Genomic DNA, 13,229 nt, shown 5'->3' on the forward strand with positions numbered 1-13,229 from the left:
GCGGCAGCGTTAAGCCCTGTTTTGGCTTAGGCACCTCGGTTTTACTCAGTTATTACCCAGCTGTGTTTGGCTGGGGTTGCTTCTGAGGTAAAACGAGGGTCCGTAATGCCGTCATCAAACTGCAATTATCGCATAAGCGCGGTAGGTTGTACGCTCGGTGTGAGAAATTTAGTGTCATTAGCATAAAACAGATAAGGAACCGGTATGAAGTGGGGATTAGTAAAACGATACGCGATGACTTTGGTCGCAGCGACAACATTGTCCGCCCAAAGCTATGGCGAAGAGAAAAAGCCGAAGGTTTCGACCGAAAAGGTGACGGATTCTATTTATATGATTACCGGACGTGGCGGTAATGTCGGGCTATTTTTTGGCGAAGATACTACCATCTTAATCGATGATAAATTCGCGCCATTAGCAAAGCCTATTATTGCTTCGGTTGCTGAAATTACCGATTCACCGGTGGAATATTTGTTAAACACGCATTTTCACGGCGATCACACTGGTGGCAATGAGCATTTCGGTAAAACCGGTGCAATCATTGTGGCCCACGATAATGTCAGAAAAACACTCTCAACAGGCGGTGAAATTAAAGCTTTCAACAGTACTTTTGAAGCCACAGCCGATGTTGGCTTGCCAAGCATCACCTTTAATGACCGCATGGTTTTTCACGTTAACAACGAAACCGTTTCTCTCCAACATTACCCCAGCGCCCATACCGACGGCGACGGCGTGATCTATTTTGAAAAAGAGAATGTGATTCATGCCGGTGATATTTTCTTTAACGGTGTTTACCCGTTCGTTGATATTGGCAACGGCGGTTCGGTTCAGGGTGTGATTTCGGCGGTTGAGAAAATGCTGGAAAAAGCCGACGGCAAAACAAAGATTATCCCAGGTCACGGCCCGTTGAGTAATCGTGCCGATCTTGAGGCGTATTTGGATATGCTGAAAACAACGCTAAAGCGCGTTGCTGATATGAAAGCGCAGGGATTGTCCAGGCAAGAGGTTCTAGCAAAGGCGCCGACGGCTGATTACGACAAAACTTGGAACAAAGGCGGTATTAAAGCCAATGTTTGGGTATCCACGCTTTACAGCACACTCGATGAGTAAGCTTGTAAGTTGCGATCGAGAATTCAGAAAAAATAAAAGCGAGTATTAACTCGCTTTTATTTTATGGAGGTTTTTTAGGGTTTGGTTCTATTCAGTTAATGCTATTCAGTTAGTACTAATACTCGAATAGCGTCGAGTCTAAGCTGTGCCTGATCCAAAATAGCTTTTAACTCGTCATTCTGAGTTTTTAGCAACTCAATTTCTTGCTGGCGAATGTTCGGGTTTACTTTCGCCAAGGCTTCGAGTCGGCCAAGTTCGTAGGCTTGAGATTCTTCGAGCTTTTTACGCGCCGCATCCATGATGTTTTTCGCAGTTTTATCCGCTTGCGTTTTACCCAGCTCCAATCGATCGCGAACATCTTCACGTATGTGTTTGATGATGTTCTGAGCTTGTTTTAGCGGAATGGTTTTCGCCATTTGCGTCAGTTGCTGGCTGGCAATAACGCCACTGAGATCTTTACCGGATTGATCCAGCAATAAGCGAATCGGTGTTGTTGGCAAGTAATAACTCAATTGTCGTGATTTTGAGGTTGGGCAATGGGTGACAAAGTTTGCTTCCAACAACCAAGTGCCCGCCGGAAGTGCCGGTAATTTCAGTGTACAGAAGCTGGCGTTGCCGTGTTCACCGCTGGTGATGTTGTCCATTGCCGCCGTGACCATGGGGTGTTCCCAGGATAAAAATGATAGCTCTTCTCGGCTGAGGGATTTTTCGCGATTAAAGCAAACGCTGATGCCGTCTTCGGGTAATTCAGGAAACGGACTGTGCATGGTTTCGCTAGGGCGAAGTACCAGGGTTTGTTCACTGTGATCTTGATGATCGACGCCAAACTGGTCGAAAACGCGCAACATGTATTCTTGCAGTTGGTCTTCGGCACTGGCTTCGCGAATACTGGCGATAGTTTCTAGTGCAACTTGTGAATTACACGAATTTAATTCCAACAAGCGATCGCGACCAGACTGTAACTCTTCGGAGAGTGACTGGTTGTAGGCGTTGGTTTTATCAATGAGTTGGTCCAACAACTGATGATCTTGTGGATTATTTAAGCACTCGGTTAATTCGGACTTAAATTTTTCATTGATGGCGGCACCCGTGGCACAGGTTGATTCGAAGGCATTAATGCCTTTGTGCAGCCAATTCCAAAGTGCTTCACCGGCGCTTTCTTCAAAGTAAGGCACGTGAATCTGAACGTCTTGGGTTTGACCGATTCGGTCCAAGCGACCAATGCGTTGCTCCAATAGATCGGGATTATTGGGCAGATCGAACAAGATCAGGTCGTGGGCAAATTGGAAGTTACGGCCTTCACTGCCGATCTCCGAACAGATCAACAGCTGAGCGCCACCTTCGAAATCCGCAAAGTAAGCGGCACTGCGGTCGCGCTCTAATAGGCTCATGCCTTCATGGAAAACACTGGTGCGAATGCCTTGGCGAAGGCGCAGGTAGGCTTCGAGATCCAGTGCGGTATTGGCATTGGCGGTAATTAAAAGAACTTTTTCTTGTTTTTTGGTTTTCAAGAATTCTTTTAACCAGGGTAGGCGTGGGTCGTGTTCGAGCCAATCGCTGTCTTGTTCGGTTTCGGGGTAAAGGTTCGTGTTTGACCAGCCTTCAGGCAGCTCTAACGCGTAAGTATTTAGCAGACGTTTTGGGAAGCCTTGTACACTGGAGCGCGTGTTTCTGAACAACACGCGACCGGTTCCGTGTTGATCCAACAATTCGCGAACGTGGCTAAAAATACATTCTTGAATTTCGGCTTCGGAATTTAAGGTTTGCAGTTTTTTGACCAGATCGGCTACCACATCTGCGCCGACAAATTCCGCGAGCTGGGCTTGAATGGTTGTATTGGAAATGAGCTGATCGGCGCCGTCGTCACTGAGCAAGGTTTGAATAACGTCGTTAATCGGGCGATAGCGTTGTTCTTCTTCAATAAACGCTGCCAGGTTGTGGTATCGATCTGGGTCCAGTAAGCGCAGGCGGGCAAAGTGGCTTTCCAGTCCAAGCTGTTCTGGTGTTGCGGTTAACAGCAGTAAGCCTTCACTGCACGAGGCCAAATCTTCCACCGCGCGATAATCTTCGCTGGCGTCTTCTTCGCTCCACTCTAGATGGTGAGCTTCGTCAACACAGAGCATGTCCCAGCCCGCAGCACAGGCTTGGTCGAGTCGCAGTTCGTTTTCGACAAATAAACTCAATGGGCACAATACCAACTGCGCGGATTCGAATGGATTGATGCCTTGGCTTTCTTCGATGTCTTGGGCGCGCTGTTCGCTCATAACCACGAACTTGAGATTGAATCGGCGCAACATCTCAACCAACCATTGGTGCACCAAGCTGTCTGGTACGGCAATAAGCACGCGCTCGGCGCGTTGGTTGTGCAGCTGGTGATGTAAAATCAATCCGGCTTCAATGGTTTTACCCAAGCCCACTTCGTCGGCCAACAATACGCGCGGTGCGTAACGGTTGGCTACTTCGTTGGCGATGTAGAGTTGGTGTTCCAACAAATCCACGCGAGCGCCCAGTAAGCCGCTTGAACCGGCACTTTGCAGTCTTTGGTGGTGGGAGAGGGTGTCTAGGCGAAGTTGAAAATGGCGTGGCTTGTCGAGGTTGCCTGCCAACAGGCGTTCCAGTGGGCCACTGAAATGAACGAAGGGATTCAGCTCGACTTCGCTCAATGGTTGATCGTTGCCGTCCTCGTCTTCGACTAAATAAACGATGTGACCGCGTTCTTCGAGAGAAATCACTTTCCAGCGTTTGTCGTCCATATCGAAGACAAAATCGCCTTCTTCGTAACGCACGCGAGTTAAAGGAGCGTTTCTGTCCGAGTAAGTCCGCAATTCTCCGCAAGCAGGATAGGAAACGGTAAGTCGTCGTTCTTGTATTTCAATAACAACTCCCAATCCCAATTCTTTTTCGGCGTTGCTTACCCATCTTTGTCCTACTGCGTACTGAAAATCAGACAAAACTCTCTCCACTTCTGCTTGGTTTATTGTGATGCTAATGAACGGTGCGGCTCATTTGAATCCACCGAATGACGACTTTGGTGGACGCAGTTGCGTGCTCTTTGTGCACGGAAGAACACGCTGCGCTATAAAGGCGGCGATGATAGAAAGTTCCGACCGATTTGTCACCGCGAATTCTGTTAGAAAGCACATTATTAACAAGTCGTTTGGCTATACTGAACAAGCGACTCTTGTTTCGGGGTGCTTTTTTGAATCCATCGGCGTTTTTAAATTCTGTTCCCAAGCCCTGTGTTCCCAGCGAGCCGGGATCGGTTCGAATACCCGAACGCTCGCGCAGTGCCAAGCGCCTGTTGCAACTCAACCTGCCAGAGCTACTTACCCTCGAACAGATGATCGCCAAACCCAATGACTCGGTTCATTGGCGTGTTGAACATCAAATACCGCTCACCGAAGAGATTCAGCTACCTATTTACTCTGTCAATGTCGGCAATGCCGATAAAACCAATCCTGCGATATTATTTACCGCAGGTATGCACGGCGTGGAGCGCATTGGTACGCAAGTCATTATTGGTTTTTTGCAGGCGCTGCTGGAGCGTTTGGAGTGGGACAAAAATTATCAAATGCTGTTTGAGCGTTTATCGCTCACTGTGGTGCCCATTCTCAATCCCAGCGGCATGTATTTGCGCACCAGAGCCAATAAAAACGGCGTAGATCTGAATCGTAATTCGCCAGTTGATGTGCCTTTTATTGATCGTCAGCGACCGCATTGGTTGGCCGGTGGCCAAACCATGACCTCGCGTTTGCCTTGGTATCGCGGCAATACCGATCAGCTCGAACCCGAAAACGTCACGCTACGCAATTTGGTGCAGCGAAATTTAAGTGGCAGGCCGGCGTCGATCAGTTTGGATGTGCACTCGGGTTTTGGGTTTTATGACCGTATTTGGTTTCCCTACGCCCATTGTCGAACGCCTTGGTCGTGTTTGTCTGAGACGATGGCGCTTAAGCTGTTGTGGCAGCGCAGTTGCCCTCACCACAACTACCAGTTTGAGCCGCAATCGAGCCAGTATTTAACGCACGGTGACATTTGGGATTACTTGCACTTGGAGATGGGCGACGACGATTTGTTTTTACCGTTAACGTTGGAATTGGGATCGTGGAATTGGGTGCGCAAACGTCCGAGCCAGTTGTTTCGTCGACTCGGATTGTTCCATCCGATGGTTCCTCATCGGTTGCGCAGGGCCGTGCGTGACCATCAGATGTTGCTGCAATTTTTATTGAGTGCAGCCGCCAGTTACGAATCTTGGTTGCCCAACGACCACAATCGCGACAGCTTGTGGCAATCAGCGGTTAATCTTTGGTATCAGGATCTGTTATGACTTGGGTGTGGTTACGGGGTTTGGCACGGGAATCTGGGCATTGGGGTGGTTTGCCTCGGCGAGCAGAAGAAGCGCTGGGGGAGCGTGTGATTACCATCGATTTGCCAGGTTTCGGTCGCAACGCCGACAAAAACTGTCCCATCGATATGAGAGAAATGGTGTCGTTTCTCATTGCTCAAACTCAACACCTCACTTCTATTAATATTCTTGCGGTGTCGCTAGGCGGTTTGGTGGCATTGAATTGGGCGGGTGCTGATAGCCGTGTGGCATCGGTAACTGCGGTCAACTCCAGTTCGCGCTTAAATCGTTTTCATCAACGAATTCAACCCCAGAAAGTTTGGCAGCTGATGCGTTTTTTCATTGGCGATAAAAACGAAGACCATCGAGAAGAGAAAATTTTGTCGATTGTCAGTAATTGCGAGATGAAATCCAAACAGGTACTGAGCTTGTGGTCAGAGATTGCTCGTCGTCGACCCATTCATATCAAACAAGTGCTTCGACAATTGTATTTGGCCGCGAGAGCACCAGTGGTTAACCCAGAGCTTCTGCAGCATTGCCGCTTAACCTTTCTTGCCAGCAATTGTGACAAGTTGGTTTCTCCGGTGTGTTCCCACACCTTGGCATCTTATTACCAGGGCCGCCTTTTGGTTCATCCCACCGCAGGCCATGACTTGCCGTTGGATGATCCAGAATGGTTACTTGGCCAATTGCAACCTAAAGCTTTTCTCAGTAGCCCCAGCTCAGCAGACTGTTAAACTGGCCTCTTAATTCAATTGCGATTGTTTAAGGGTTTGTGTAGGGTTAAATGTGCACATTGCACAGAAATAATCATTGAAAATAAAAACAATAAGTTGAGTATTTGTCGGGCTTTTAATTACTGTCTATTGCTCCAACAAAAAGGCACAGTAACAAAATTATAATCGTACGGTAATCGATGGGAATCCTATTAAAGTAGGAGACTCATTCCTATTTGTGCATATTATTATTGGCATTTCACATTACTCGCTTTATTTCGTCAGAGGATTTTTATGTCAACTTCAGAATTTCAGTCGTCCAATTTACCGTTAGCACTCGTCACCGGAGCCGGAAGTGGTATTGGTTTTGGTATTGCTCAACACCTCGCGGAACAAAACCATAAAGTATTGGTTACCGACATAAATATTGATGCCGCGACAAGCGCTGCCAATGAAATTGTTGCCTCTGGTGGAGTGGCTGCGCCATTTGCGCTTAATGTTACCAGCCAAGAAGACATTGATGCGGCGATAGAGTTTGCTGGAACAGTAGATGTTTTGGTGAACAATGCCGGCATTCAGCATGTCGCTCGCCTCGAAGAATTTCCCGTTGATAAATGGAAACTATTAATTGATATTTTATTAACTGGTCCCGCCATGCTCACTCGTGCGGTATTACCCGGTATGAAAGCTGCGGGTAAAGGTCGAATTGTTAATGTCGGATCGATACACGCATTAATTGCCTCGCCATTTAAAAGTGCCTACGTTGCGGCAAAACACGGTTTGCTGGGTTTTTCTAAAGTAATTTCTTTAGAAGTAGCAGAGTTTGATATTACGATAAATACCTTGTGTCCCGCTTATGTAAAAACGCCGTTGGTTGAAAAACAAATTGAAGCGTCGGCAAAAGAGCACGGTATTTCTGAGGAGGAAGTGGTTAATAATATTATGTTACAACCAATGCCTAAGAAATCGTTTATTTCTGTTGAAGAATTGTGTGGTGCTGTTGATTATTTAATATCACCTGTCGCAAAAAATATGACCGCTCAAACAATAGTGCTTGATGGCGCTTGGACTGCTCGGTAAATTTATAAATACTAATCGACTCTAGAATTGCTTAACGCCATTTTAGAGTTGGTTAGAGATTAACGGAGGTGGCAATTTGAAAATTCATGTTGAAATTGATTTGACACCGCAAGAAGCGCGCGAGTTATTTGGAATGAGCGCTATGGACAATGCCCAGCGCTTTTTCTTTGATGCTCTGCAAAATCAAGCGTCTCAAGAAACTCATCCGCTGTTTGATCTCTATCAGACGTTTTTAAATCAAAGTAGAGAAGCGGTAGAAAAGTACACAAAGAGCATGGAGACTGTTGGGTCAAATAAATCTGAAAAATAATTAAAAAATATTTTTTAATTATTTTTTCGAATTATAAAGTGGTAAATCTTGGTTTTTGGGGTAATAGAGGTAGTCAATAAAAACGAGTTATGCAGTAAGGACATCAAGCGCTATATTCTTCGGGGGTAGTCCAGGTGGATCAAGTCGATCAAAAAGAACAGAAACAAATCCTACAATATTTAGATAAATATCGAGGTATATTCAACGAGATTACTAATGAAGTGATGTTACGGTTCTTAGCTGGAGGTAAGGCTGAAGTCAATCCGCTAACAAATGCCGATAAATTTATGACTGCTTTATCCCGTGGGGTAAAAGTTGATCCCAGTAAAATCCTACAAGAGCAAATGAGTTTTATTGAGTCGCAAATGGCTCTGTTACAAAGTACTGCTCAAGCTTATTTGAATAATCAACCACCAGAATCCATTGTTGAACCCCATCGCAGTGATCGCCGTTTTAAAGACGATCAATGGGCGAGCAACCCAATGTTCAGTTACTTCAAACAAGCGTATTTGTTGAATTCTAAACTGATGCAAAACATGGTCGATTTGTTTGAATTCGAAGATGGAAAAACCGCAGAACAATTAAAGTTTTTTACTCGCCAATACATAAATTCCATGTCTCCGTCTAATTATGTTTTGACCAATCCAGAGGTGTGTCGTGACATTTTAGAATCCGAAGGCGAGTGTTTGGCCCGAGGCGTCGATAACTTTATTCGCGATTTAGAAAACAGTCCTCTTGAAGCGTTCAAAATTGGCCAGGTTGGCGTTGACGATTTTGAGGTAGGGCGCGATCTTGCGACCACGCCCGGTAAGGTCGTCCACGAAAACGATTTGTTGCAGCTGATTCAATATGAACCACTGACAGAAAAGGTTCATGAAAAGCCTTTGCTGATTGTTTCGCCATTCATTAACAAATTCTATATATTGGATTTAGACGAACGTAAATCGATGGTTCGTTGGCTGTCGAGCCAAGGTTTTACCGTTTTTCTTGTCTCGTGGGTAAATCCAGATTCTCGCCACGTTAACAAGACCTTTGAGTCGTATGTTACCGAAGGGGTGATCACTGCAATTAACGTCGCCTCTGAGCTTAGTGGCGGCAAACCAGTAAACACCTTGGGTTATTGTATTGGTGGTACGGTGCTTGGGATCGCAGCTTCTGTGCTGAAGAAAAAGCGCAGCAAGAAAATCAATTCCATGACACTTTTGACGACCCTGTACGATTTTTCTGAGCCGGGTGAGGCGGGCAACTATATTTCCGAGCAATCCTACGCGTTGGTTGAGCAAACCGCTCGCACCAAGGGGTATTTTGACGGAAGAATTCTGGCGTATTGTTTCAGTCTTCTGCGAGAAAATAACTTATTTTGGTCGTTCTTTGTGGATAACTACCTCAAAGGCAAAGATCCAATGCCGTTTGATATTTTGTATTGGAACAGTGATTCGACCAATATTCCTGCCGAGGCGTTCCTGTATTACTTGCGCAATACATACATGGATAATCAGGTTCGAGTTCCCGATGCACTGAACATTGCCGGAGTTGACATCAACTTGTCTCAGATTGATGTTCCCGTTTATGCGCTCGCGACGTCCAACGACCATATCGTTTTGTGGCAAGCGGCGTATGAAAGTGCAAAAGTGCTTTCCAATTCAAAAATGCGCTTTGTCTTGGCCGGTTCTGGCCACGTAGCAGGTGTTGTGAACCCACCAGACGATGGTAAATACGGTCACTGGACCAACACTCAAATGCCAAAATCGGCGGAAGAGTGGCTCACTGGTTCTAAGCAACACGACGGTTCTTGGTGGTTGGATTGGAAGGATTGGTTGGCGCCGCTATCTGGCGATCAAATCGACGCTAAGCCTGTGTCTGGCAGCCGCAAGTACCCCATCGTTGAGTCCGCACCAGGTCGATATGTGAAGGTACGAGTTGAGAAGTCAGAATCTGAAAAAAGCAGTCAGCAAGAAACCGCTGATGCTGTCCACTAGGGTTTGAGTTTGAGGGGGCCGGTGAATGCTGGCTCCCGCAACATTATGAAGGGATTCATCCGTTGATCCTGGAGCACGACCGGTTTATAGGCGTGCTGAAATATAAAATAGTCCTCCTAACCACCTTCAACTTTTTGTCACACCTTCATCAAACTCGCTATACTCAGGCATAGTTATACCAATGCGAGAATCTCTGTGATTATTATCAAAAAATACCCAAATCGACGTTTGTATGATACTTCGCAAAGCCAGTATATCAATTTAGAGTACATCAAGACTCTGGTCATGCAGCACCAGGAGTTTCAGATTATTGATTCTAAATCTGAGGAAGATTTGACCAAGAGTATCTTGCTGCAAATCATCTCTGAACAAGAAACGAACGATCAACAGTCTGTGTTAACCAATCAAGTACTCAAGCAGCTTATCCGTTTCTACGATTCCGATATGCAAGTGTTTTTGCGAATGTATTTAGAGCAGAGCATGGCCAATTTCCTGGAGCAGCAAGACGCAATGCAGCATGTCATGAAAAACATTCTGGATTCCTCTCCAATTGGGATATTTGGTCAAATGTTCGAGAAGAATATGGACTTTTGGCGCAATGTGGCGGCTAAAGAAGAGGATAAAAACCCTAAGGAATAATCGAAAATGCGTTTATTATAAAATTGTCTTTTCTTTTTGCTGCTTTGCAGCAAAAAGTGGTTGAACATAGAAACCTATGGTCTTATTATTCTCAACAGCTTCATTGTGCATTGCAGCATTAATAGAAATAAGTACCAGGAGATAACCCATGTTTGACAAAATTGTAGAACAAGCGCAATCAGCCTCTAAACCATTTAGCGAAATCATGAGCATCAATGCTGAAGTTATGGAAAAGTTGGCTGAGAAACAAACCTCGTTGTTCACCGGTATGATGAACGACGGTATCGAGTATGCTAAAGATCTAGCGTCTCAAAAAGATCTTGCTGGCATCTATGAGACTCAAAAAACTTACGCAGAAGGTCTTCAAGAGAAAATGATGACTAATGCGAAAGAAACCTACGAAATTATGACTGATACCTCTGAAAAAGTATCCGAGATTGTTAATGGAGCATTTTCAGAAATAAAAAAGTTTGATGCGGCAGTAGCGCCGCAGGCAACAAAAACAACAAGAGCAAAAGCTCCTGCTAAATCTAAAGCGCCTGCGAAAGCAGCAACTGAGTCAAGCAGTACAACAGCCTAAATTGGTAATGAATCTGGTGTGTAATCCAGATTCATTACGCTTAACGTAAACTCTAATTATTTAACATAACGAGTTTTGAGTTGAGCACTTTTATTTCAAATTAATTTGCTGAAGTCTAATGAGTTTTAAAATTGCCGTTAATTGATTTTCATTGACGGCTACCGAATTGCTAGCAGCTATTATTATTGATTCAAGTTGAATTTATACGAAACACTTAATGCAACACCTTTTAAAGTATTGAGTTTTTATGTTTAGTTCGTAGTTTTCGATATTAAATTAACGTCAGATTTTCTGTTTTTAATATCCATCAACTTGTTGTAGCGCTTGTAGTTGTGGCCCGGGTTTCCCGGGCTTTTTTTATTCTCTCTTTTTTCTTTTTCTTTATTCAACTTGAGTTGTTAAGGGTTCTAAGTTTTCAATTTGTGCTTCGAGTCGATCACCTCTGTTTAGCTCGCCAACACCAGCGGGTGTTCCGGTAAAAATTAAATCTCCAGGCTGTAATAAAAAATATTCCGATAATTTAGAGATTATCTCGGCTACACTCCAAACCATTTGATTAATATCACCTGATTGACGTAATTCGTTGTTAACGTCTAGAGAGATGGCACCTTTATCGAGGTGACCACAAATTTGCACTGGTGTTATTGCACCGACCACGGCTGAATGGTCGAATGCTTTGGCCGTGCACCAAGGATGACTTTTTTCTTTGGCAGCTCGTTGCAAATCGCGTCGTGTTAAATCTAAGCCAACGGCGTAACCAAAAATTACTTGTAAGGCGTCGTCGGTATTTATATTGCTGCCGCCACGTTGCAGAGCAACCACCATTTCGACTTCATGATGCAGTTCGTTGGTCTTTGTGGGATAAGTGATTTTGTGGTTTGGTGGCACCACGGCATCGGCAGGTTTTGTGAAGAAAAAAGGTGGGTCTCGGTCTGGGTTGGCGCCCATTTCGAGAGCGTGCTCGGCGTAGTTTCTGCCTACGCAATAAATTCTTCTTACCGGAAATCGATTGTCACTGCCAACAACGGGTAATGTTGCTGGTGTTGTCGCTGGAAATACCATGTTCATAACTGTGACCTGCGGTGCTTGTAGTTGATAATAAAAGCTTGAATTAATATGTATTGTTATTATTTGAAATTCTTCAGTTATTTATTTTTCGAATTTTGAGGCGTTAAAGTTTGCCATTCATTTCATTTTTAAGATGATGGTCTATAAATTCAAAATCTCTACTTCGCTTTATGTTCTCTAATAATCTCGCCGCTTGAGGATAATTGATTTTTAAATAGGATAGCCATTGTTTTAACCGGTTACCTAAAAATTTTTTCGGGTAGCATACCGTTGTTGTTAAAAAGTATTCGTGAACATACACCATAATCTCTTCCCATGTTAATGGTTTTGGTGATATGCCTTGTTGAAATTCTTGTATTTGTTTTGCTAGGTCGGGTTGGGCAAGAATTCCTCGACCAATCATGGTATCGCTGCATCCGCTTTGACGTTTTGCTTCTTGCCAATCGTCAAGATTCCATATTTCGCCGTTTATCACCACGTTAATAGACAGTTGTTGTTGAATCTTGTCGACTAGGTCCCAGTATGCCGGTGGTTTGTAACCGTCGGTCTTACTGCGCGCGTGCACGCACAGTTCATCGGCCCCTGCCGCTTCTACGGCAATCGCATTTTCCAGATAGCCGTGTCTTTGTTCGTAGCCCAGGCGCATTTTCGCTGAAAGCTTAATACCTTCGGGGAGGCTTTGTTTTATGTGGCGAACAATTTGGTACATGGTTTCCGGTGAATTCAGAAGTTTTGCTCCGCCTTCATTTTTATTCACTGTTTTTGCTGGGCAACCAAAATTGATATCGATGGTTTTTGCGCCAAGAATGGCAGCCCTGTGGGCGTTACTCGCCATTGCCTCGGGATTGCTGCCGAGTAATTGAACGGCTACAGGAACGTTCGAAGCGGTTTCACAATTTTGGTCTAATTCTGGACAATGTCGTAAAAATACTCGATTGGGCAGACCGTGATCAGTCACTCGAATAAATTCAGTAACGCAACGGCTAAAACCGCCAATGTGGGTCAATATGCGACGCATATTAAAGTCAATGACACCTTCCATCGGTGCGAGCAGTACATTCATGTTGTTTTTTCGGTAATAACGGCGTTGGAGGATCAAGTTGTTTGATTGGTCATATTTTAAAAACACGCAGTTTCTAATTTTTTATTTGAGGTAAAAATATTTTTTCTTTTTCTTCATAAAATTGCGAGTTTGTCCCCGGTTTTTAACTTGTAGTGATAGTTTGTTTTAACTACATTTAGGCTGATTTTAGCTATTATAAATTTTTTATCGGTTAATTTCTTTAGTCTGTAACCTTTTGAAATATAAAAATTTTTTTTTATATATTTTGTCTATTTTGATTTTGTAGTTCTTTTCGTTACTTGCCTACAAATTTTTTCCTGGCTACATTGGCCGACGCTAATT

At 44.4% G+C, this 13,229-nt stretch carries 11 protein-coding genes; 8 read left to right on the forward strand and 3 right to left on the reverse strand.

Annotated elements, in window-relative coordinates; all coding sequences use genetic code 11:
- The first annotated feature begins 204 nt into the window (after positions 1–204).
- The gene (locus tag LU361_RS11050; protein ID WP_233088903.1) at positions 205–1,107 is read left to right on the forward strand and encodes an MBL fold metallo-hydrolase; all 903 of its coding nucleotides are present in this window, start codon (positions 205–207) and stop codon (positions 1,105–1,107) included.
- A gap of 101 nt (positions 1,108–1,208) precedes the next feature.
- Here the strand turns inward: LU361_RS11050 and rapA are convergent, their stop codons facing one another.
- Entirely contained in the window at positions 1,209–4,058 is a 2,850-nt protein-coding gene (gene rapA / locus LU361_RS11055; RefSeq protein WP_233088904.1) for an RNA polymerase-associated protein RapA, read from the reverse strand.
- A gap of 248 nt (positions 4,059–4,306) precedes the next feature.
- On the opposite strand from rapA, the gene LU361_RS11060 reads away from it, so the two are divergent.
- The 7 genes from LU361_RS11060 to LU361_RS11090 all read left to right on the forward strand — a co-directional run bounded on the left by LU361_RS11060 (position 4,307) and on the right by LU361_RS11090 (position 10,756).
- Positions 4,307–5,434, forward strand: coding sequence for a DUF2817 domain-containing protein (locus LU361_RS11060; RefSeq protein WP_233088905.1), 1,128 nt, complete (start codon positions 4,307–4,309; stop codon positions 5,432–5,434).
- The gene (locus tag LU361_RS11065; protein WP_233088906.1) at positions 5,431–6,189 is read left to right on the forward strand and encodes an alpha/beta fold hydrolase; all 759 of its coding nucleotides are present in this window, start codon (positions 5,431–5,433) and stop codon (positions 6,187–6,189) included. The genes LU361_RS11060 and LU361_RS11065 overlap by 4 nt, the downstream gene beginning before the upstream one ends.
- Positions 6,190–6,462: 273 nt before the next feature.
- Positions 6,463–7,248: a 3-hydroxybutyrate dehydrogenase gene (locus tag LU361_RS11070; RefSeq protein ID WP_233088907.1), complete on the forward strand. Its 786-nt coding sequence runs from the start codon at positions 6,463–6,465 to the stop codon at positions 7,246–7,248.
- 76 nt (positions 7,249–7,324) lie between these two features.
- Positions 7,325–7,558 (forward strand): hypothetical protein, encoded by a 234-nt coding sequence (locus LU361_RS11075; RefSeq protein ID WP_233088908.1) that lies wholly within the window; start codon positions 7,325–7,327, stop codon positions 7,556–7,558.
- 134 nt (positions 7,559–7,692) lie between these two features.
- Positions 7,693–9,537, forward strand: a complete 1,845-nt coding sequence (gene phaC / locus LU361_RS11080; protein ID WP_233088909.1) for a class I poly(R)-hydroxyalkanoic acid synthase — start codon at positions 7,693–7,695, stop codon at positions 9,535–9,537.
- Between the two features lie 195 nt (positions 9,538–9,732).
- Complete coding sequence (gene phaR / locus LU361_RS11085) at positions 9,733–10,176, forward strand: polyhydroxyalkanoate synthesis repressor PhaR (RefSeq protein WP_233088910.1); 444 nt, start codon at positions 9,733–9,735, stop codon at positions 10,174–10,176.
- Between the two features lie 148 nt (positions 10,177–10,324).
- Complete coding sequence (locus tag LU361_RS11090; RefSeq protein WP_233088911.1) at positions 10,325–10,756, forward strand: phasin family protein; 432 nt, start codon at positions 10,325–10,327, stop codon at positions 10,754–10,756.
- Between the two features lie 381 nt (positions 10,757–11,137).
- On the opposite strand, the gene LU361_RS11095 is transcribed toward LU361_RS11090, so the two are convergent.
- Together LU361_RS11095 and LU361_RS11100 are read right to left on the reverse strand one after the other, a co-directional pair.
- Positions 11,138–11,824: a fumarylacetoacetate hydrolase family protein gene (locus tag LU361_RS11095; RefSeq protein WP_233088912.1), complete on the reverse strand. Its 687-nt coding sequence runs from the start codon at positions 11,822–11,824 to the stop codon at positions 11,138–11,140.
- Between the two features lie 103 nt (positions 11,825–11,927).
- Positions 11,928–12,887 carry a tRNA dihydrouridine synthase gene (locus LU361_RS11100; RefSeq protein WP_233088913.1) on the reverse strand — a complete coding sequence of 320 codons (960 nt, stop codon included), beginning with the start codon at positions 12,885–12,887 and terminating at the stop codon, positions 11,928–11,930.
- Positions 12,888–13,229: the final 342 nt, after the last annotated feature.

Source organism: Sessilibacter corallicola (assembly GCF_021290925.1).
GTDB classification, from domain to species: domain Bacteria; phylum Pseudomonadota; class Gammaproteobacteria; order Pseudomonadales; family Cellvibrionaceae; genus Sessilibacter; species Sessilibacter corallicola.

Coding starts and splice junctions, on each gene's coding strand:
- LU361_RS11070 (WP_233088907.1), top strand. CDS start 6,463: ATGTCAACTTCAGAATTTCAGTCGTCCAATTTACCGTTAGCACTCGTC.
- LU361_RS11050 (WP_233088903.1), top strand. CDS start 205: ATGAAGTGGGGATTAGTAAAACGATACGCGATGACTTTGGTCGCAGCG.
- LU361_RS11090 (WP_233088911.1), top strand. CDS start 10,325: ATGTTTGACAAAATTGTAGAACAAGCGCAATCAGCCTCTAAACCATTT.
- LU361_RS11100 (WP_233088913.1), bottom strand. CDS start 12,887: ATGAATGTACTGCTCGCACCGATGGAAGGTGTCATTGACTTTAATATG.
- LU361_RS11065 (WP_233088906.1), top strand. CDS start 5,431: ATGACTTGGGTGTGGTTACGGGGTTTGGCACGGGAATCTGGGCATTGG.
- LU361_RS11095 (WP_233088912.1), bottom strand. CDS start 11,824: ATGAACATGGTATTTCCAGCGACAACACCAGCAACATTACCCGTTGTT.